Raw genomic sequence first — 17165 nt, 5'->3', positions numbered from 1 at the left:
CGCGACAATGAATCCGCCCTGAGAATCTGGGCCGACTTGGACGGACAACTACTACGAATGAACAGAAATCGGAACTGAGCGATTCGTTTCAGTCGGGCTGAAGCATCACGTCAAGGTAAGGTTCCTGGTCATTTGATTCTTCGCGATTCTTCTCCATGGTGTCGGCACCTCGCGACTCAGAGCGAAGTCCTGATCTCGGCCACCTACTCCGCAACCGCCTCGCCGATGATCTTGACCCGGAGCGCCTTGTACTCCTCCTCGGACTCGATGACGCCCGATGCACGGAGTTCGCCCAGCTTCTTGAGGCGTTCTTCGACGGTCGCCGACGACACCTCCTCCTTCTTGGGCTCCACACGCTGAAGCCACCCCTCCTTCTGAAGCTCCGCGTTCTCCTGGCGCGACAGCGGCTTCGCCGCACCCGACACGAAGCCGTAGACTGGGGCGAGTTCGAACTCCTCGGCATCGATGGCAGCCACGATGTCGTAGGCGAACTCGTCGAGGATCCAGCCGAGAACCTGCTCGTAGTCGCCACCTGCTCTGAAGAGCCCTCCGGTCTGCTTCCCGTCCACATCGAAGTAGTGGATCGGTTCTCCGTCGGGACCGAGGACCCGTCCCCGGACGGCCATCTCGATGACTCCCCCCCAACTGAGTGCACGGAGCCACTGCACGCCGCCATCGAGGTAGTAGAATTCGCCCTCAATGACGATCAGCCCCGGACCCGGCCCCTGCTCGTCGTCGAGCCGGAGCTTCCACGGCGGCCAGTATTCGACGAGCCGGACCATCGCGTCGTTAATCTGCCCCCCGACCTCCTCCATGGCCGACGGCAGCATCATGTGGATCTCAGCGTCCGGGGCAATGCCGAAGGTGTGCATCACCAACTCGTGGCTCTCGGCGGCGTAGAGCTTCGGCTTGTCGGCCTTCGGCGTACAGCCAGCCGCATGGAGCAACAGCAGAGAGGTGAACAGTACAAGGAGCCTCGGCATCCGACACTGTTAGCGCTCGCAGCCTCCAGGGCTCAAGGACCGGGGATAGCCGACATGAAGCCGCTTTTTGGGCCCAAGCCGACCTGACGGCGCCTTCTCGGACATTGGCGCACGCGGCTGCACCCGAAAACGGGACCTCGCTCCACGCTTCGCAGTCGCCGCTACCCGTCGACCCGGGCAAATAGGCCGTTCATGTTTCCTACCGCCAGCCAGCAACGGCAGGGGGTTCGGTGTTCGGCAAGACTGTGGGCACGCTCACCGAGCGTCACCGAGTATCATCAAAGCCCACTCCGATTTGGCACCTATTTGGCACCAGTTTGGCACTAGATCGAGGCCCCCCTACCCCTGCTTTACCTACGCCCCCCGGTCGGGAAACCATTGGGGGGCCCGCTGCCGCCTGGACCCGAAAACTGGACCTCGCTCCAGGCTTCGCGGTGGCGGCTACCCGTCGGCATGGGCAAATAGGCCCTTGATCCCGCCTACCGCCCCGCCCGCCCTGGCGGCGGTTCTATGCGCGGCAAAACCCCGCCCACCCGGATCTCAGAAACCCGAATAGACGGGGTGAGTCATCAAGCTCACGAGCCGCCGCGTACGGCACGGACGGAGAAGTGGCGGATGTCCTTGTTGGCGAAGGCGGTCACGACACCACCTCTCGTCACGCCGTCGAAGAGCACGACCGCCGCGGTGACAGCACCACTGGCTGAGCCGGAAGTCGACGACCCGTAAAAAAACGAATAGGCGGTCTCGCCCGGAATCGTGGTGCACGGCGAGCCGCTAAAGCAGCCGGGTGCGCTCAGGTCCACGATCCCCGCCAGCTCCTCGGCCGTTGGGAGCCGCCAGTCACACTTGCCTGCGAAGCAACCCCAACCAGCCGGCAATTGGTTAAAGTTGAGCGTCCCCAGGAAGTCCACGAATGCCCCGCCAGCCGGGTAGCTTAACCCGGCAGGGTAGAATTCCACGACATCCCAGGGCTCGGCATCCCTGTCGCTCCAATCGAAGCGATTATCCTTGTCGTGGATCGAACCGTCGTCGGTCTTCAGCTCCCACTGAAGCCCCGTGTTCAGGTCCGTCGCCGTGCCGTCGCCGTTGTCCAGCCAACGGCAAGCCACCTTCTTCTCCGCCGCCGCGATCCCTTTGTCGAACTTCTCGGCGCACTTGGCCACGTCCGGCGTCCTGCCCAGCGCCTCCTTACCACGCTCCTGCTGAAGGCACAGGTCGCGCTTACCCAACGCGATCAGTTTCTTATTCTGGCACTTCTGCTCGTCGGTCGCGGCGAAGGCGGCGGTGGTGAGCGCAAGGCTCAGGATCAGGGTCCAGATGGTCGTCCGTACTCCGGGGGCCTTGTTTGTTTGACTCGACATTTTCGTCCTTCCTTTCGTTGTGCAGCTTGGGTCATTGAGCGGCGAAACGGCCGCTGCCAGACTGGACAGCAGGAAGGGTGCCACTGGGGAGGAGGGGAATTTCCCCTGCGGACGGTGGCTTTTTCGAAGTCTCGGGGAAGGAGGGCTGTGAAGCTGGACGCACAGCGGGGTTCACGAGCCTGCACACGGGAAGCGCCTACGCTCTAGCCATGGACGGCCGCGGCCGGCTGCACCCGAAAACGGGACCTCGCTCCACGCTTCGCAGTCGCCGCTACCCGTCGACCCGGGCAAATAGGCCGTTCATGTTTCCTACCGCCGGCGATCATCGACTCTACCGGCGACGGGGGTGGGAACACACTCGACTACCCCACCGGCATCGCCACGGACGCGGCCGGCAACGTCTATGTGGTTGGTGAAACCTCGGACAACGCCTTCAAGATCACGCCTGGAGATCCTTCTGCCGTCCCGGCCATGTCGCCCGGAGCGACGGCTCTTGTCATGACACTCCTACTTGCCTCCGGGGTGCTGTTCGTTCTCCGTCGCGTTCCAGTCATGTAGGCGACCGGCGGATCTCGTCCTGTCCGAAAACTCGGCCTACGCTGTTTCCGTGGTGACGACCTCCCGTCGGCGAGCCTACAGCCGAGTAGCCACCTGGCTCTGTCTGAACATCGAGTTCTGGCCCGTACCCGCTCTCTATCTGCTCTTCGTTCCCTGGTCACGATGGGCAAGACGCCCATCAGCGAATCCCTGCTTGAGGAAGCTCTTCCACCGCGGTATCTCGAGCCGGCAGGCCAGACGCAACGCCGACAGGAGGTAGCAATGAACCGAACGATCGTGGCGATTGGTTGTGCAGTGGCATTGTTCGCAACGAGTGCACAGGCGGGAACCTATTTGGGGGGCGCGCCTCTGCCCGCCGAATTCGGCTTCATCGGTCTCATACCCTTTGACGCCGAGACGTTCGACGCCACCAACAAGCACCAAAAATTCTCCTCGAAACTCGCCGCTAGCATGGCGAAGTGCTTCAGCAAGGGCGCCAGGAACGTATCAAAAGGAAAAGACAGTGGCCTCGACGCGTGCTTGAATGATCCGAGGAAGGGCGTCGTGCCGAAGTATCTGGCCAGGGTCGACGCCTTGGCGCCGCGGCCGTGGTGTATGCCCAACGGATCGAGCTACGTCCAGAAAGTCCTCGCCTTTACCCGCGACATCAACCGGGACTATTACTGCGAATCGCCGAGCGGAGCCTTCCTCGACCCGATCGTCTTCTAAAAAGACGTCTGTATCTTCCGCCGCCGCACCCGGGCCTCAAAGACAATCGTAGTCGGAGAGGCGACGCCGGCTCATCTCCTGGCGAAAACGATCGAAGGTAAAGGGCTAGGCCGTGGGCAAGCCGTCCTGGTCGAGATACCAGCTCTTGCAGCCGGTGTTCCAGATCGTGCTCTTTGCGGCGACTCGGCGTTCCTCGTCAAAACGCTCCATCGCGGCGGTCGACGCGCACAACGCACCGCACTCACCCGATCGGACCGTCTCGATCAGCTGACGACGTACAGGCCGGGACAACTCCCACGCCGCTTGCGTCACTCACCGCCGGAGCTCGAAGGCCGAACCGCTCTCGGAGCGGAGATTCCGCCGGGCCGTCGACTCTGCCCGGAACCATGACATGGTTCCCGCGGGCGGCGGGGTGCGTATTGCCAATCCCGCCCCTTTTGCGATACGGGCCAGGGATGAGCGCAGCTATCCGAAGCCCGCGCCTTCTTGCCCTCCTTCTTCTCTTCGCGTGTGGAGACAGTGCCACCCAGCCTGACGGCACGAACACGGGCGGAAACGGAGAGGGCTCCCGCCCGTACTACGCCGTCTACGCCATTCCCAAAAACTATCACCAAAAGGAAGTTTTTCATGTGGATGCGTGCTGGGCCGGCGCTCACATCACCATGATGGGCTTCACTCAGCTCAAGAGCGGCGGTTGGTCCCACCTCCACAAGAGCATCGAGGTGGCTGCCCAGGGAAAGAAAACCGGGCGGGAATGGCACATGAGTGACAAGAACACCTATTGGAGAGAAGGCTCGAAGAAACCAGTCGACAAGAAGTCACCGGCCAACAGATTCCTGCAGCTGGGAACGGAAAAACCATCGACGCAATCTGCGACCTTTAGCCACGTCGGAAACACTCTGAAGACCATGATGTGGAACTACGTCGAGGCGAAGGACAAACACGAACTCTTCCGGACGTCCAGATTTCACGTCACGTTCGATCAATGTGGCAGCTACGGCAGAAGCCCCGAGCATCGGCGAGCGGAATGGACGAAGCAGGTGCCGTGGTCACTGATCATCGTCGAGAGTCACAAGAAGCCTGTCTTCAGAACCTGCACGGGAGCAGGCTGTGAGTGCCACCCGACCGCGCGAAAAACGGACACCAAGCCGTGGAGCGACCCCACTTTCTTGACGAGCAAAGACCCTAATGGCCACTGGTTCGGCCAGTGCTCGGCGCGGGTAAGCCCGCGCGTAGCCCCCTACAACCTGACCTGGAAGATCGACAATTCTCACACGATCCAGTCGAGGTGACGTCGTTGTGTCGGGAAACTTGGCCCATGCCGTTTTCCGCGGCAACACGCCCTTCGGCGAGCCTAGCGCCGAGAGCTTGGCAGGTCGACGTTGCTCGAGCACAACCTGTCGGTGATGTTGTCGTGCGATGCTGCCGCCCACTGCACTGCACTTCCTTCTCCTGACCTTCGCCGGGTTCGTGAATCGCCGACAGCAAGACATCATCGCGTATCTGATCGAGGAGAATCGCGTCCTGCGCGAGCAGCTCGACCGGAAGCTCGGCGGTCGACGCATCCGCTTCACCGATGAACAACGCCGCCGCCTCGCGGCCAAGGGGAAGCTCCTCGGACGCAAGCTGCTGCAAGAGTTCGCCGGCGTCGTCACGCCGGACACGATCCTGCGCTGGTACAGAAGGCTGCTGGCCAAGAAGTACGACGGCAGCGCACGGCGTGGGCCGGGTCGACCTCCAAAGCCGCCAGAGACTGCGGCCCTGGTGGTCCAGCTCGCCTGCGACAATCCCGGCTGGGGCGACTACGCGCCTGCGCGACGTCATGCGCGGCCTGGGTCACGAGATCGGTCGGACCACCGTTGCGACGATCCTGGCAGATCATGGAATCGAACCCGCGCCCGAGCGACGCAAGAAGATGTCGTGGAAGACCTTCCTCAAGGCCCACTGGGAGGTTCTCGCTGCCATGGACTTCTTCACCGTCGAGGTCGTCACGCTTGGCGGGTTGGTGCGATACTCGGTGCTGTTCGTGATGGAGCTGAGCACGCGCAAAGTTCACATCGCCGGCATCACATGCCAGCCGGGCGAAGCGTGGATGAGGAACATGGCGAGGCACCTTACCGGTGGGTTCGACGGTTTCTTGCTTGGCAAACGTTACCTCATTCTGGTGGTAGGAAACATGAACGGCCTATTTGCCCGGGTCGACGGGTAGCGGCGACTGCGAAGCCTGGAGCGAGGTCCCGTTTTCGGGTGCAGGCGGCCGCGGCGTAGCCGTCGGGCGGCAGGTTTGGAGTTGCCGGCTAGAAGGGGGTTGGGTCAAAAGGGGCGGGCGTGTTTCCTGTCAAACCGGAATTCAATTCGTACAACTAGTCCCTGCAGAGAGCAGGTTCGTACCTTGGATTCGGATCGTCGTCGCCAGTAACGGAGGCCGAGTAACAGAAAATATCTACATCCGGGTGACCAGATTGGAGTTCCCGGTGAGAATGGGGTTGGGTCAAGTCGATAAAGATGTCGTAATACGCGCTTTCTTCTTCGGAGTCGTCGGGGAAGAACACTCCCACCAACTCCACGCGGCCTAGCTTGTGATCTGCGCTTCTCCATGGTTCGCCCAAAACTTTCTGGCACACGTCAGCATTCGAGTGGGCTTTATCGGCTAAACGGGTCAAGTAAGTGCATGCTATGTACGCCGGTGGTGTGAAAGGTGGCAATTCAGGGAACAGTTCGCACGGTGTTTCCCACGTTGACAATGCGCAGTAGCCATCGTCGACGGGATCCGTGCCATAAGGATAGCAACGAACCTGCGTGTACTGATTCACATCTTTCGTTCGAGTGTCACATTGGACTGTCGTTACAGTTTCGTTGTTTGGGTTGTCGCCGAGCAAGTTGGCATCGGTGCTCGAGTCGCCGCAGGCGACGGTGAAGAGCAGGGCGGCGGAGAGCAGATGGATGGATGCTTTCATTTGGGATCTCCGAAATCGAAGCTTGCAGGTTAGTAGGGTGCGGCCTGGATCCTGAACGCCGCGCTCACGGTGCTGCCCGGATGTCAAGGATGTACGTCGTCAGCTGGTCGCCTGCGCCCCTCTCCGCAATCTCGGCGGCGACGTTGGCGCGACTGAATCTGCGACTCGAACCACCGGGTACCCTGGCCGCTGTCCGCCTAAAGTTGGCACACTATATAGGCACACATGCTCGTGTGTGCCTTGCCTGTGCGGTGAAGCCGAGTCGCTCAACTGCCTGCGCGAACTCGGCTTCCAAAGAGCCACCCGCCGGAATTGAACCGGCGATCTACTGATTACGAATCAGCTCTTTTCGACCTCGTCCGCGATCTCCGTGAGCGTCCTGAGTCGCTCGTCGTCGTCCCCGACGAGGTCTCGGAGTTTGTCGGCTACGAACTTCAGGTTGAGGGCTCCGCCCTGCTCGCGGAGCAAGGACTCGACGTCGGCTAGGTCTTTCCTTCGGTAGAACATGAGCTTGAGAATGGCGATGTCCTCTGGACCAAGGACCCATGCGGGGCGGCCGGCGAGTGGTACTTGCCGTCGACGTTGCTGGAGCTCCGCGTAGTAGTTGATCGCCGGGACGAACACGTCGACCCGAAGTCCATCGACGTAGCCACGAAACTGCCCGTCGGTCGTGGCCTGTCGCTCGATCGTCGGTGCGGATGCGTCTGGCGCGAACCCCGCCCCTTGAAGGGTGTGAAGTACCAAGGGAAGCTCGGTCGCGGGGGGAACGAATATGTTGATGTCTACATCGACGGTCGCTCTCGGCACGGCATAGTAGGCCAGCGCCAGTGCTCCCCCGATCGCATACGGAAGGTCTGCCTTCTCGAGTGCGTCGGCTAGACGGCGAGCAATGTCGACGGCGGTGGCCGGCTCAGCCATCGCATCGAGGTAGCGCAGCCAGCAGATCTCTTGTGGACTTGGGGACCGGGTCGATCCGCCTGAGCCTGGTTTCGCGGTCGGGCACGTCATCGAGCAGTTGCATCGCAGCCCGGCAGGCACTTGCGACAGCTCTATCGCGCGCTTCCATCGTAGAATCCTGCCAGCCCGGCGTTGAGCGAAGCGAAGGCCAGTCTCGAGTCGGCACGTCTTCGAGGATAGCACGGCAAGGTGGCGAGCGGGAGGAGCCCACCGGTCCGGATCTCTCCTGCGGATGGGCTCGAGGCAAGCCTCCGCCGAGCGAGGAGCGCCAGGTACGACCGGGAACCTTCCCCCAGGAAGCGATTTGTTTCGCCAGCGGATATCGCAACGCTACGCTTCACGGGGAAGGTTCCCGGTCGTTGTCCCCTTGTCCCCTCCTTTGGAAGGGCGCCGAGACCTGGCACAAAAACCGGCACACCCCGCTTTGGTCTGGCTTCAGGGGTCTGCAGTTCCGCGCCAGGGTCGTCCCGAAGGAGTTCGGCGTTCCGGGGAGCCCCCTCGACACGACGAGCCGGGTCGTGGCATCTGCGGGCTGCAGAGCCTCTATTTCCCAAAAAGGAGCCACGCATGACCAAGACGACGATCTGAATTGCGTCCCTGACGCTGCTGCTTCTTTCCTCCCCCGCGCATGCGGAGCTTACGCTGATCAACCCGTGCCGGGTCCTGGACACGCGTCAGCCGGGGGAAGGCCCGGCGCTGGAGGGTCAGACGACCCGGGAGATCATGGTTCGGGGGGTGTGTGGGATTCCCGAGGGCGCGACGGGGATCACGAACAACGCGACGATCGTGGCCCCGGCGGGTCCCGGATTTCTGACGCTCCATCCGAGCGACGCGGCGCTTCCCACTGCATCGTCGTTGAACTTCGCAACGGGTGAGGTGGAGGGCAACGCGGCGGTCGTAAAGCTGGGGGCGACGGAGCCCTCTGGCCTCCCTTAGTATCTCCGTTGGTCTCGAAGAACTGGATCGCTGGGGTAGTAGCCGCCGAGTACTCGAGATCAACGGAAGGCAAAGGAAGTACCTTCCTCCGCGTGTCGTCCTCGGAACGTTCTCCAGGGACCTCCTCAGAGACCTCCGGTGCGGGCATCTGTCCCACACCCGGCTGAAGATTTCTCTGGCCCCCCGCTGGCCCTCAACGAGCGTTGGTACGCGGAAACCCGCGCGGGACGCAGGTTTCCGACTGCCGGAGGTGGGACTTGAACCCACACCTCGGGTTGAAAAGACTACGTTTTTCGGGGCCGGTGTGTCTGAGCGTGTCCCAGCGGGTCATAGCCTGGCCCCCGGGGGGCCAGAGATCCGGTTCGACGCCAGCCGAACATGTCATCGCCGACATACCTTCGCTCTCGGGGGTAGGCGGCAACTTCGTCCTCGTGATAACTCTGACTACGTGGCGGACCCCCTTCGCAAGCTACAGGATGACGCACTGAAGCTCCCCGTGAGGGCTCGCGCGAGATTGGCGGAAACGCTCATCGCCAGCCTGGACGAAGAGCCCGACGTTGCGGCTGATCGGCTCTGGCTGGAAGAGGCGGAGCGCAGACTCGACGAACTCGATTCTGCGAAAGTGGGGAGCGTTCCTGCTGCGGACGTCTTCGAGAAGGCCAGCCAAGCGACCCGTTGAAGAGCGTCGCATTCCATCCGGATGCGGAGTCGGAGTTCCTCGAAGCCGTCCGCTACTACTCGCAGCAGGCGGACGGGCTTGGTTCCGATTTCCTTTCCGCGGTTCGGACGGCGATCGAGCGGGTCGCCGAGTTCCCCGACAGCGGCCGACCGTTCGGCGAGCGGCTGAGAAGGGTCATCGTGCGCGGCTTTCCGTATGCCGTGATCTACCGCGCAGAGGGAGATGATCTGGTCGTGATCGCCGTCGCACACCTCCGACGTCGTCCAGGCTACTGGAGGCTCCGCGACTAGGCTCGCGCGTTGTGGCGTAGCTGCAGCGCCAGTCCCACCACAATGAAGACCAGGGCGAGCAGGAGGCGAGGATCTCCGGCCTGGTACCAGGGGTCGAGCGGGAACGCGATCGTCTTCTCGAGTGCGGCAACCTTGAAGGAGTGGATGTCGGAGCCGGAAGTCGTCATCGCTTCCATGATCTGCATGATGTCGCGTCGGCTCCGGTAGCGGACCAATAGACCCGAGTCCCAGCTCTCGCCGTCTTGGATCCCCCAGATGTCGAGGGCGGGGTTGGCGGCGACTCCCATCATGACGGGATGGGACGCACGCCTCATCGCCATGCGGAAGAACGGTTCGGAGTAGCGATTGACGACTTCTTCCGCGGTATCGCCGGGTTCGACGCCCTTCACCTGCTTGGGCGTTTCGAAGAGATCGACCGCAACCCACATGGCCCAGTCGTCGCCCGTATCGCTTTTCATGAAGCTGATCCAGCGTGACCTGCTTGCGTCCGTGGTCGCCGCACTGGCGAGTACCTCGGTGTAGTGCGCGATCTCTTCGTCGCTGAGTGGGCCACCGAACGAGGTGTACCAGTAGAAGAAGATCGCGTAGACGATCGCGAGGATTGCCCAGGCTCGCGAGAGTCCCTTTCCGCTCGATGGATGGTCTTTGGCCACGTGCTGCTCCTGATCGACTCGAGCCGAAGTCGGGCGAGGCACTAACGCAACTCCCAGGTCGAATCGACCTCTGCGCGAATCGCGAGCACTGTGGCGACGCCGCCGGGGTTCATCCTCAAGTCTTCGTCTAGAATGCGCGTGGAATAGGTCCAACCCGTAGGCCGGGGATAACCCATCAGAGCGTCGGCATCCTGGAAGACCGGGCTCGTGAAATCCGCCGACTCGACCTCGAAGGCGAACAGAACGAAGACACTCCCTTCGGGGTCGGTGAGTTCGTGTACTCGGGTCTCGGCTGGGAAGAGAAAGCTGGTATCTCGCATGACCTGGACCACGGCCACGATCCCGTCTTCGCCGGCTTCGACGATCCTGCCGTCGATGGTCTTGGCGATCACCTGGAAGTCGTCTCCGGGAATTTCGGGGACGAAGTCCACGGAGCTGGGGAACCCGTCAGCGGAGGGGGTGCTGTGGAGCTCGCCGATGGGAAGAATCACCTGAGCCGGGGCTCTCGTCCAACCCGAAGGCGGCTCGACGGAGGCATGCTGCGCGAAAGAACACTCATCACATTCGTAGGCCAGCTGAGCGAAAGGGTTTTCGCCGGTGCTCCTGAGCATCTTGAGAGTGAACGAGGATTCGATTCCTGCAGAGGTCTCGGAATCGCCGGTCGTCGCCCCGGAACCACACGCCGTCAGAATGAAGGTCGCAAGAGCGGCAACGCAGAGTCGGCTAGTGGCGGTCAATTCTCTACCCTTTCCTGTTCCTGCAGGCCCTCGAGGCGAACCTGATCCCCGACTCGCATCAGGGCCGCGGCGATTTCGACCGGTACCTCTTCTTGGAGGAAGTGGCCAGCTTCCGTTTCGGTGATCGGAGCATCGGGGAAATGCCGCCTCATGGCAGGCAGTTGCCCAGCCAGAATCGGGTCCTTCGCTCCCCACACGATCTCCGCAGGAAGCTTCAAGCCGCGGACGTACTGTTCGATCACCCTCATCGCCCGTGTGGTCGGGTGATCTGGCCCGTCGGGCACCATGCGCATCATCGCGAGCGGTGCCTTGCCATTGCCGCTCGCGACGACGGGCCTGCGGTACAGGTCCAAGACATCGGCCGGAAGGGACTCGGGATCGCCCTGAGTGTTCGGGAGGTTTCTGAAGATCAGACCAAGGGTCTCGATGAGGAGTTCGCCGACGACCGGCCTCCTGGCGATGGCATGGCCAGGAGAGAGGTCTCCCTCTTCGGCTACGGCATCGAAGAAGGTGTTCAGCACGACGATCCCCTTCAGAAGATGGGGCGAGCGCGCGAGAGCCCCCATGCCGATGGGCCCACCCCAGTCCTGTCCCGCGAAGACGACCTCGGTCAACTGCAACTGCTCGAGGACGCCGTGAATCCAGCCGATGTGATTGTCGAGCGTGTGCTCGCTCGCCGGGACCTTGCTCGAGAACCCCAGGCCGACCAACGTCGGCAGGATGACGCGGACTCGATCGGTCGGCAGCTGTTCCACCACCTTTCGGTAGAGGAAGCCCGAGGTCGGGTTGCCGTGCTGGAGGAGTAGGGGGAGGCCGGATCCCACTTCGAGGACGTGCACCTTGATCCCCGGTTCCACCTCGACGAAGTAGCTCTCGTATCCGTCGGGCAAGTACTTCGCCGCGTAGTCCGGCAGTGGGAAGGCTTCGAAGTCGCCGGCATCCAACGCGACGGTTCCATCTCCCCGTGGAACGATACGCTCGCCGTCCTGCGTGATCCTGGCTGCGAAGACGAGCGCGGCGACGAAGAGGATCGCCAGAGAAATCAGAACTCGCTTCTTCAAGGCTGTCTCTCCGCCTTCAATCCTGCTCGACGGAGATTCCCGTCGGTAAGGGACGGTCCTGCATGAAGTCGATCATCAGCTTCGCGAGCTCCGGGCCGGCATCTTCCTGCACGAAGTGGCCCGCGCCACGGATCGTCACCTTTTGCGCCGTGGGGACGCGCTCGAGAAAAACCGCCTCGCCTGCCGAGGTGAGCGGGTCCTCATCGGTAAAGGCGACCAGGAACGGCTTGTCCCACTTGTCGAACACCGTCTGCCAGGCCACTTCGTTCTCCCGCAGCTGCGAGGGCACCAGGTAGGGCATGATGTGCGCGGCCGCCTTGTAGCTTCGGTCCGGAAAGGGCGCCTCGTAAGCTGTGCGCAGGTGCTCCTCGCCATCGTTCAACATCACCATGACATCGCCGATGGGCAGGTCCGGAACGTTCTGGCTGTAGGCAACCCACCGGGGGAAGGTGATGTCCGTCTGCAGCTCCTCGAGCGTGATCGGGCCGAGCCACCAGATCAGGGCCTTGAAGAGTGGATAGCCCACGGCTCCGGCCACACCTCCCGCCGAAACGAGAGCCGTGTTGGACACCACGACACGTGAGAATCGGGCCGGCTCGGCGGCAACCACGCGCAGGCCGATCAAGCCGCCCCAGTCCTGACCGAAGAAGGTCACTCCGCGAAGGTCGAGTCGGTTCACGAACGCGCGCATGGACTCCACCTGCATCGCGTAGCTGTAGGCGGCTTGGTCCGCGTACTTGTCGGACTTGCCGAAGCCCACCAGGTCGGGCGCCACGACGCGGTAGCCGGCCTCGACCAGGATGGGGATCATCTTGCGGAAGAGGTAGCTCCAGGTGGGCTCCCCGTGGATCAGAAGAATCGGCTCTCCATCCCTCGGGCCTTCGTCCAGATAGTGGACGCGCATCCCACCGATCTCCATGTAGTGCGCGTCGAAGGGGAACCCTTCAAGATCGACGAAGCGAGCCTCAGGCGTACGCAGGACACCCGGCCTGATCTCCTCGGCGTGCGGGGCGGTAACGCATGAGAAGAGTGCGATCAGCGCAACCAACCGTGCGGTCATTCGAGTGTTCTTCTTTCGGAGTCGCGCCCGGCTCATGCCCGTCTCTCGATCGGTTGGGTGGCGAGTAGCCGGGTGCGTGCCAGAGCCGCGTCGCGGTGGACGTGCGCCGCCCGGTATTTTGGCTGGGCCAGCATCGTCATCATGGCGGCCGCCGATGGGTAGAAGGCGATCGCGACCTGGTGCCACGGGCCATCATCGGGGCCCGCGAGTTGGCCGATCCTAGAGCCCGACCAGGCAACGCGTCCCCCCACGGCGGCAAGGGAACTGATCATGCCGCTTCCATAGAGCCGATAGGCGCGGGCGCCTGAAATCGGGGCGGACGGGGCGGTGTCCTGCGCGTCGCCCGCGTAGACGGCGGTCTTCGCGAACTCGAGGAAGTTCAGCATCCAGATCGGTCGGTCGCCCGCCCGCTCTGCCAATCTGGCCCAGCGTGTTTCATCCGGCTGTTCCCCTAGAACCAGGGCGCGCCCGATCATCGCGTCGAGCGCCTCCGCGCCATCGATCTTGGGTACGGGCTCGCGCCTCAGCAGACCGAGCGTGTAGGGCAGGGTTCGGCCGATCCAGGACTCGATGCGTCCTACCGGTTGTGCCGCGTAGGTTCGAACCTCGTCATTGGAGAGCTCGGTGCCCTGATCGTTCCTCTTCGCGATAGCGATCTGGCCCGCCTGCCTTGTCGGGTATTGGGTGACGACGAGTAGGCCTATGGCGTCATCCGATCTCCTGGCCTCCTCGTCGGGTACGATCATCGGGGCGATTGGAACGTTTGCGAGCATCACGCGACCACCGGCCTCCGCGGCGAGCCGCTCGACCGACGCGACGAAGGCACGACGCGTGTCCGGGCTCTTCGTTTTGACGAGGTCGAGGAGGGCGACAGGCGCACCGTCCGGAAACGCCGAGAAGGCGTCGGCGCTCATTTGGTCTTTCCCGCGGTTCCGACGGGCAACATCCGGAGCTTCCGCTCGAGGCCCTTGAGCTTGGTACGGATCTCCGGCCGACGTTCTTCGTGGACGATCCCGAGAAACGCGAGGTTCACGCCGTAGAGGACTCGTGCTTCGAAGTGAGCATCGTCGATGCGGCCGAGTGCCCACTGAACCTGCGCAAACTGAGCGCCGTGTTGGATCTGCCACGCGATCTGCTCGGACTTCATTGGGCAGTCGAGGAGGCCACGCTCTCGGGCGTTCTGGATGACTTGCGAGAGCATTCCGACCGCGTGCGCCGCAGGCTCGATCGGTGACGGCCGCCCGGCGATCTCCCCCTCGAGCCAGGCCAGGATCATGGGCCGGAAGAGTTCGTGCTGGCGGCACATCTCCCGGACCGTCGCCCGGGTCAGTGTTCGGCAATGTTCGATCGGGTCGTCGGGCGATGCGTCGATCGGGAGCGACGCCTTCATCCGGTCCCGAGCGTCGAGGGTGAGCGCGCGCAGGATCTCTTCGCGCGTGCCCCAGAGATTGTAGAGCGTATTGACGCTGAGCGACGCCTCTTCGGCGAGCTTGCGCATCGAGAGCGCGGCGAGGCCACCCCGACTGAGCAGGGCGCGCGCCGCGTTCAGTATTTGCTGGCGACGCGCTTCGATATTGCGCTCCCGCAGGCCAGACGGGGTATTTTCAGAAATTTGCGACACTGCACTAATTTGATAACACTGTATCAGAACCTGTGCAGCCCCCAAACCACCTCGGGAGACTCCATGACGCAGCGACTTCTTGTGTTCCATTCGTGCCGCCACACAGGCATGCGCGTTCTGCTCCTCGCTCTCCTCGCTCTGGCCGGGGCATGTGGCGATGGTTCGACAGAGCCGCGCTGCCCTCCGGCCGAGCTTCCTCCGGGCGTCGACTTGGCCGGAGCCACGATTCGGTACACCGACGACTGCGTCCCGTTCGTTCGGACGCCCGACGAGCGCTTCGCGAATCTTCCCGACTTCCCGTTTCCGCCGCACTACGCGGAGGTCGACGGTCTGCGGATGCACTACGTCGACGAGGGGCCCCGGGATGGACCGGTGGTCTTGATGCTGCATGGCCAGCCGACGTGGTCGTATCTCTATCGAAAGATGATCCCGTCGCTCGCCGCGGCCGGGTTCCGCGCGATCGCGGTGGACCACGTGGGGATGGGGAGGTCCGACAAGCCGCTTGCGCTCGACACGTATCGGTACCTTCGTCACGTCGAGTGGATCAAGGAGTTCATGGACGTCGTCGGCCTCGAGGACGTCACGCTGTTCTGTCAGGACTGGGGCGGATTGATCGGGCTCCGGGTCGTCGGCGATCGGCCCGAGCGGTTCGCGCGCGTCGTCGTCGCCAACACGCAGCTGCCCGTGGTTCCCGCCGCGTTCGATATGCGGACTCTCTTCACGATTCCCGACACGATCGTTCCCGACCCGACCGTGCCGAGCCAGGCCGGTTGTCAGGAATCGCGGACGGTCTGTTTCAGCCGGTGGATCCGATACTCTCTCTTGAACCCAGACTTCAGGCCCAGCCTCATCATGCGCGTGGCCGTCGAGGCGGAGATCAGCGACGCGGAGCTCGCGGCCTACGATGCCCCGTTCCCGGCGCACGTCTACATGGCCGCGCCGCGCACGTTCCCATCGCTCGTCGTCACGGTAAACGAGGAGCCGGACAACCTCGCCGCCCGCGCCGTCTTCGACGCATGGGAGAAGCCGCTGCTCACGATCGCGGGACGGCTGGACCTGAACCTGGGGAGTGACGCTACCCAGGGGGAGATGCGGGACACCGTGCCCGGTGCCGTCGGCCAGCCTCATCACGCCTACCCCGATGCGGGCCACTTCCTGCAAGAAGACAAGGGCGCCGACATCGCCCGCCGCCTCATCGAGTGGATGCGGGACTAATCGGGAAGACTCCATGACGCAGCGACTCCATTCGTGCTTTCTCGCGGTCCTCGGCATCCCGGATCGATGGACGATGGTCGGCATGATGCGCTATCGCAGCCGCCGCGACATGCTCGAGATCGCGGGAAACCCGAATTCTCGAGGTCCCCACCAGTTCAAGATCGCCGCGATGAACAAGACGATCGCGTTCTCCGCCGACCCGTGGGGGCATGCCGGAGATCCTCGAACGCCTTCCCAACGGAAACCTCAAGGCCTGGGTCAACACCGGGGATATCACGCGCGAGGAATTCGATGCCCTCGAGTTGCCCGACAACTGGATCAAGAACCAGCCTCGAGAGGACGGCGGCGCGGGCCCGGGCGGCATCTCGAGCCGCTTCCTTCGTTCACCCGAGGCGATAGAGGGAGAGTTTACCTTGGAGGAGCTGTTCGGCTTTCTGTGGTTGCATGCGGCTACCGTGGTCGAAATCGGTGTTCCGATCGGCGGTGACGGAGAGTTGACCGCGGTGCGCGTCCGCAAGTACCACGAGTACACCGTCGAGGCGGGGAGCCCGATCCTGCTCCTGGTCTCGCCCGAGGGCGACGCTTACTTCCGCAACGGTCGGGACGCGACCCGCACCGTCGACGAGCCGACCCTTCCCGACTCCTGGCGTCTGGTCGACTACACGCCGACGGATACCTTGATCATCGAGCTGTTCGACGAGACTCTCGTGATCCGAACCGACAACCAGGATTCCTTCCAAGGACCCGTTCCGGGGCTACCCTAACCGTTCTTTCGCGTCGTAGGGGAGAGCCGCGCAATGGGTGCTTGGGGCGGGGCATAGTCGACGTAGATCGGGGAAGACCAGGCGCGCGGCTCGTCTTCTGGGTAGCGCAGAATTGCGGGCTGAGCTCCAAGCTCGGAAAGCAATGAACTTGTGGTGCGATCAGTACGACGCAGTTGGTCGTTCCGATCCTCAGGGTTGTCTGGAATGGGTCCTCCCTCGCGTCGAACTCGGCCAACCCTTCGGAGCCCGAGCGGGGGCCTCGATCTCATCCCAGCATACCCCGTCCTGGCCTTCGTTGGTATTTCCCTTGGCCTCGGAGAACTGAATCGCTGGGGTAGCCGGGATCTGACCCTCGAGATCAACGGAGGGAAAGGAAGTACCTTCCTCTGCGTGTCGTTCTCGAAGGAGCTCCTCAGCAACCTCCGTTGTGGGCAACTGTCCCACCTTCGGTTGAAGAGTTTCTCTGGCCCCCCGCTGGCCCTCAACGCCCGTTGGTACTCCAAAACCCGCGCGGGACGCGGGTTTCCGACTGCCGGAGGTGGGACTTGAACCCACACCTCGGGTTGAAAAGACTACGTTTTCTCGGGGACTAGTGTGTCTGAGCGTGTCCCAGTGGGTCATAGCC

The 17165-nt window shown here is 62.9% G+C and carries 19 protein-coding genes; 8 read left to right on the top strand and 11 right to left on the bottom strand.

The window, feature by feature from the left end; all coding sequences use genetic code 11:
- Positions 1-203 precede the first annotated feature (203 nt).
- On the bottom strand, positions 204-983 hold the full coding sequence (locus P8R42_13760) for a hypothetical protein (protein ID MDG2305680.1): 780 nt from the start codon (positions 981-983) through the stop codon (positions 204-206).
- Between the two features lie 575 nt (positions 984-1558).
- Positions 1559-2428, bottom strand: coding sequence for a DUF1566 domain-containing protein (locus P8R42_13755; protein ID MDG2305679.1), 870 nt, complete (start codon positions 2426-2428; stop codon positions 1559-1561).
- 735 nt (positions 2429-3163) lie between these two features.
- Between P8R42_13755 and P8R42_13750 the strand changes: the two genes are divergently transcribed.
- Positions 3164-3610, top strand: coding sequence for a hypothetical protein (locus P8R42_13750; protein ID MDG2305678.1), 447 nt, complete (start codon positions 3164-3166; stop codon positions 3608-3610).
- A 105-nt stretch (positions 3611-3715) separates the two neighbouring features.
- On the opposite strand, the gene P8R42_13745 is transcribed toward P8R42_13750, so the two are convergent.
- The gene (locus P8R42_13745; protein MDG2305677.1) at positions 3716-3922 is read right to left on the bottom strand and encodes a hypothetical protein; all 207 of its coding nucleotides are present in this window, start codon (positions 3920-3922) and stop codon (positions 3716-3718) included.
- Between the two features lie 143 nt (positions 3923-4065).
- Between P8R42_13745 and P8R42_13740 the strand changes: the two genes are divergently transcribed.
- Both P8R42_13740 and P8R42_13735 read left to right on the top strand, forming a co-directional pair.
- Positions 4066-4902 carry a hypothetical protein gene (locus P8R42_13740; GenBank protein MDG2305676.1) on the top strand — a complete coding sequence of 279 codons (837 nt, stop codon included), beginning with the start codon at positions 4066-4068 and terminating at the stop codon, positions 4900-4902.
- A gap of 530 nt (positions 4903-5432) precedes the next feature.
- Positions 5433-5819 carry a hypothetical protein gene (locus P8R42_13735; protein MDG2305675.1) on the top strand — a complete coding sequence of 129 codons (387 nt, stop codon included), beginning with the start codon at positions 5433-5435 and terminating at the stop codon, positions 5817-5819.
- 154 nt (positions 5820-5973) lie between these two features.
- Here the strand turns inward: P8R42_13735 and P8R42_13730 are convergent, their stop codons facing one another.
- A complete protein-coding gene (locus P8R42_13730) occupies positions 5974-6567 on the bottom strand; it encodes a hypothetical protein (GenBank protein MDG2305674.1) in 594 nt (197 codons plus the stop codon).
- A gap of 339 nt (positions 6568-6906) precedes the next feature.
- Complete coding sequence (locus P8R42_13725; GenBank protein ID MDG2305673.1) at positions 6907-7485, bottom strand: hypothetical protein; 579 nt, start codon at positions 7483-7485, stop codon at positions 6907-6909.
- A 762-nt stretch (positions 7486-8247) separates the two neighbouring features.
- Between P8R42_13725 and P8R42_13720 the strand changes: the two genes are divergently transcribed.
- The 3 genes from P8R42_13720 to P8R42_13710 all read left to right on the top strand — a co-directional run bounded on the left by P8R42_13720 (position 8248) and on the right by P8R42_13710 (position 9429).
- Entirely contained in the window at positions 8248-8460 is a 213-nt protein-coding gene (locus P8R42_13720) for a hypothetical protein (GenBank protein MDG2305672.1), read from the top strand.
- Between the two features lie 448 nt (positions 8461-8908).
- Positions 8909-9139 (top strand): addiction module protein, encoded by a 231-nt coding sequence (locus tag P8R42_13715; protein MDG2305671.1) that lies wholly within the window; start codon positions 8909-8911, stop codon positions 9137-9139.
- Entirely contained in the window at positions 9136-9429 is a 294-nt protein-coding gene (locus P8R42_13710) for a type II toxin-antitoxin system RelE/ParE family toxin (protein MDG2305670.1), read from the top strand. The genes P8R42_13715 and P8R42_13710 overlap by 4 nt, the downstream gene beginning before the upstream one ends.
- Here the strand turns inward: P8R42_13710 and P8R42_13705 are convergent.
- Genes P8R42_13705 through P8R42_13680 form a run of 6 tightly spaced genes read right to left on the bottom strand, consistent with a single transcriptional unit; the run spans position 9426 to position 14561 of the window.
- A complete protein-coding gene (locus tag P8R42_13705; GenBank protein MDG2305669.1) occupies positions 9426-10082 on the bottom strand; it encodes a hypothetical protein in 657 nt (218 codons plus the stop codon). The genes P8R42_13710 and P8R42_13705 overlap by 4 nt on opposite strands.
- 41 nt (positions 10083-10123) lie before the next feature.
- The gene (locus tag P8R42_13700) at positions 10124-10819 is read right to left on the bottom strand and encodes a hypothetical protein (GenBank protein MDG2305668.1); all 696 of its coding nucleotides are present in this window, start codon (positions 10817-10819) and stop codon (positions 10124-10126) included.
- Positions 10816-11880 (bottom strand): alpha/beta fold hydrolase, encoded by a 1065-nt coding sequence (locus P8R42_13695; GenBank protein ID MDG2305667.1) that lies wholly within the window; start codon positions 11878-11880, stop codon positions 10816-10818. The genes P8R42_13700 and P8R42_13695 overlap by 4 nt, the downstream gene beginning before the upstream one ends.
- Before the next feature lie 16 nt (positions 11881-11896).
- The gene (locus P8R42_13690) at positions 11897-12940 is read right to left on the bottom strand and encodes a haloalkane dehalogenase (GenBank protein ID MDG2305666.1); all 1044 of its coding nucleotides are present in this window, start codon (positions 12938-12940) and stop codon (positions 11897-11899) included.
- A gap of 32 nt (positions 12941-12972) precedes the next feature.
- Positions 12973-13854 (bottom strand): hypothetical protein, encoded by an 882-nt coding sequence (locus tag P8R42_13685; GenBank protein MDG2305665.1) that lies wholly within the window; start codon positions 13852-13854, stop codon positions 12973-12975.
- Positions 13851-14561, bottom strand: a complete 711-nt coding sequence (locus P8R42_13680; GenBank protein MDG2305664.1) for a TetR/AcrR family transcriptional regulator — start codon at positions 14559-14561, stop codon at positions 13851-13853. Before P8R42_13680 ends, P8R42_13685 begins: the two co-directional genes overlap by 4 nt.
- A gap of 63 nt (positions 14562-14624) precedes the next feature.
- Between P8R42_13680 and P8R42_13675 the strand changes: the two genes are divergently transcribed.
- Entirely contained in the window at positions 14625-15776 is a 1152-nt protein-coding gene (locus P8R42_13675; protein ID MDG2305663.1) for a haloalkane dehalogenase, read from the top strand.
- A 209-nt stretch (positions 15777-15985) separates the two neighbouring features.
- Positions 15986-16540, top strand: coding sequence for a hypothetical protein (locus tag P8R42_13670; protein MDG2305662.1), 555 nt, complete (start codon positions 15986-15988; stop codon positions 16538-16540).
- Positions 16541-17165: the final 625 nt, after the last annotated feature.

It is taken from the genome of Candidatus Binatia bacterium, assembly GCA_029243485.1.
Lineage (GTDB): Bacteria > Desulfobacterota > Binatia > UBA12015 > UBA12015 > VGTG01.
This window is presented reverse-complemented; position numbering and strand designations above follow the sequence as displayed.

Excerpts from the sequence above, each read along its gene's own strand:
- P8R42_13760 (MDG2305680.1), bottom strand. The coding sequence starts at position 983 with ATGCCGAGGCTCCTTGTACTGTTCACCTCTCTGCTGTTGCTCCATGCG.
- P8R42_13735 (MDG2305675.1), top strand. The coding sequence starts at position 5,433 with ATGCGCGGCCTGGGTCACGAGATCGGTCGGACCACCGTTGCGACGATC.
- P8R42_13750 (MDG2305678.1), top strand. The coding sequence starts at position 3,164 with ATGAACCGAACGATCGTGGCGATTGGTTGTGCAGTGGCATTGTTCGCA.
- P8R42_13730 (MDG2305674.1), bottom strand. The coding sequence starts at position 6,567 with ATGAAAGCATCCATCCATCTGCTCTCCGCCGCCCTGCTCTTCACCGTC.
- P8R42_13685 (MDG2305665.1), bottom strand. The coding sequence starts at position 13,854 with ATGAGCGCCGACGCCTTCTCGGCGTTTCCGGACGGTGCGCCTGTCGCC.
- P8R42_13690 (MDG2305666.1), bottom strand. The coding sequence starts at position 12,940 with ATGACCGCACGGTTGGTTGCGCTGATCGCACTCTTCTCATGCGTTACC.
- P8R42_13720 (MDG2305672.1), top strand. The coding sequence starts at position 8,248 with ATGGTTCGGGGGGTGTGTGGGATTCCCGAGGGCGCGACGGGGATCACG.
- P8R42_13740 (MDG2305676.1), top strand. The coding sequence starts at position 4,066 with ATGAGCGCAGCTATCCGAAGCCCGCGCCTTCTTGCCCTCCTTCTTCTC.
- P8R42_13675 (MDG2305663.1), top strand. The coding sequence starts at position 14,625 with ATGACGCAGCGACTTCTTGTGTTCCATTCGTGCCGCCACACAGGCATG.
- P8R42_13670 (MDG2305662.1), top strand. The coding sequence starts at position 15,986 with ATGCCGGAGATCCTCGAACGCCTTCCCAACGGAAACCTCAAGGCCTGG.
- P8R42_13725 (MDG2305673.1), bottom strand. The coding sequence starts at position 7,485 with ATGGCTGAGCCGGCCACCGCCGTCGACATTGCTCGCCGTCTAGCCGAC.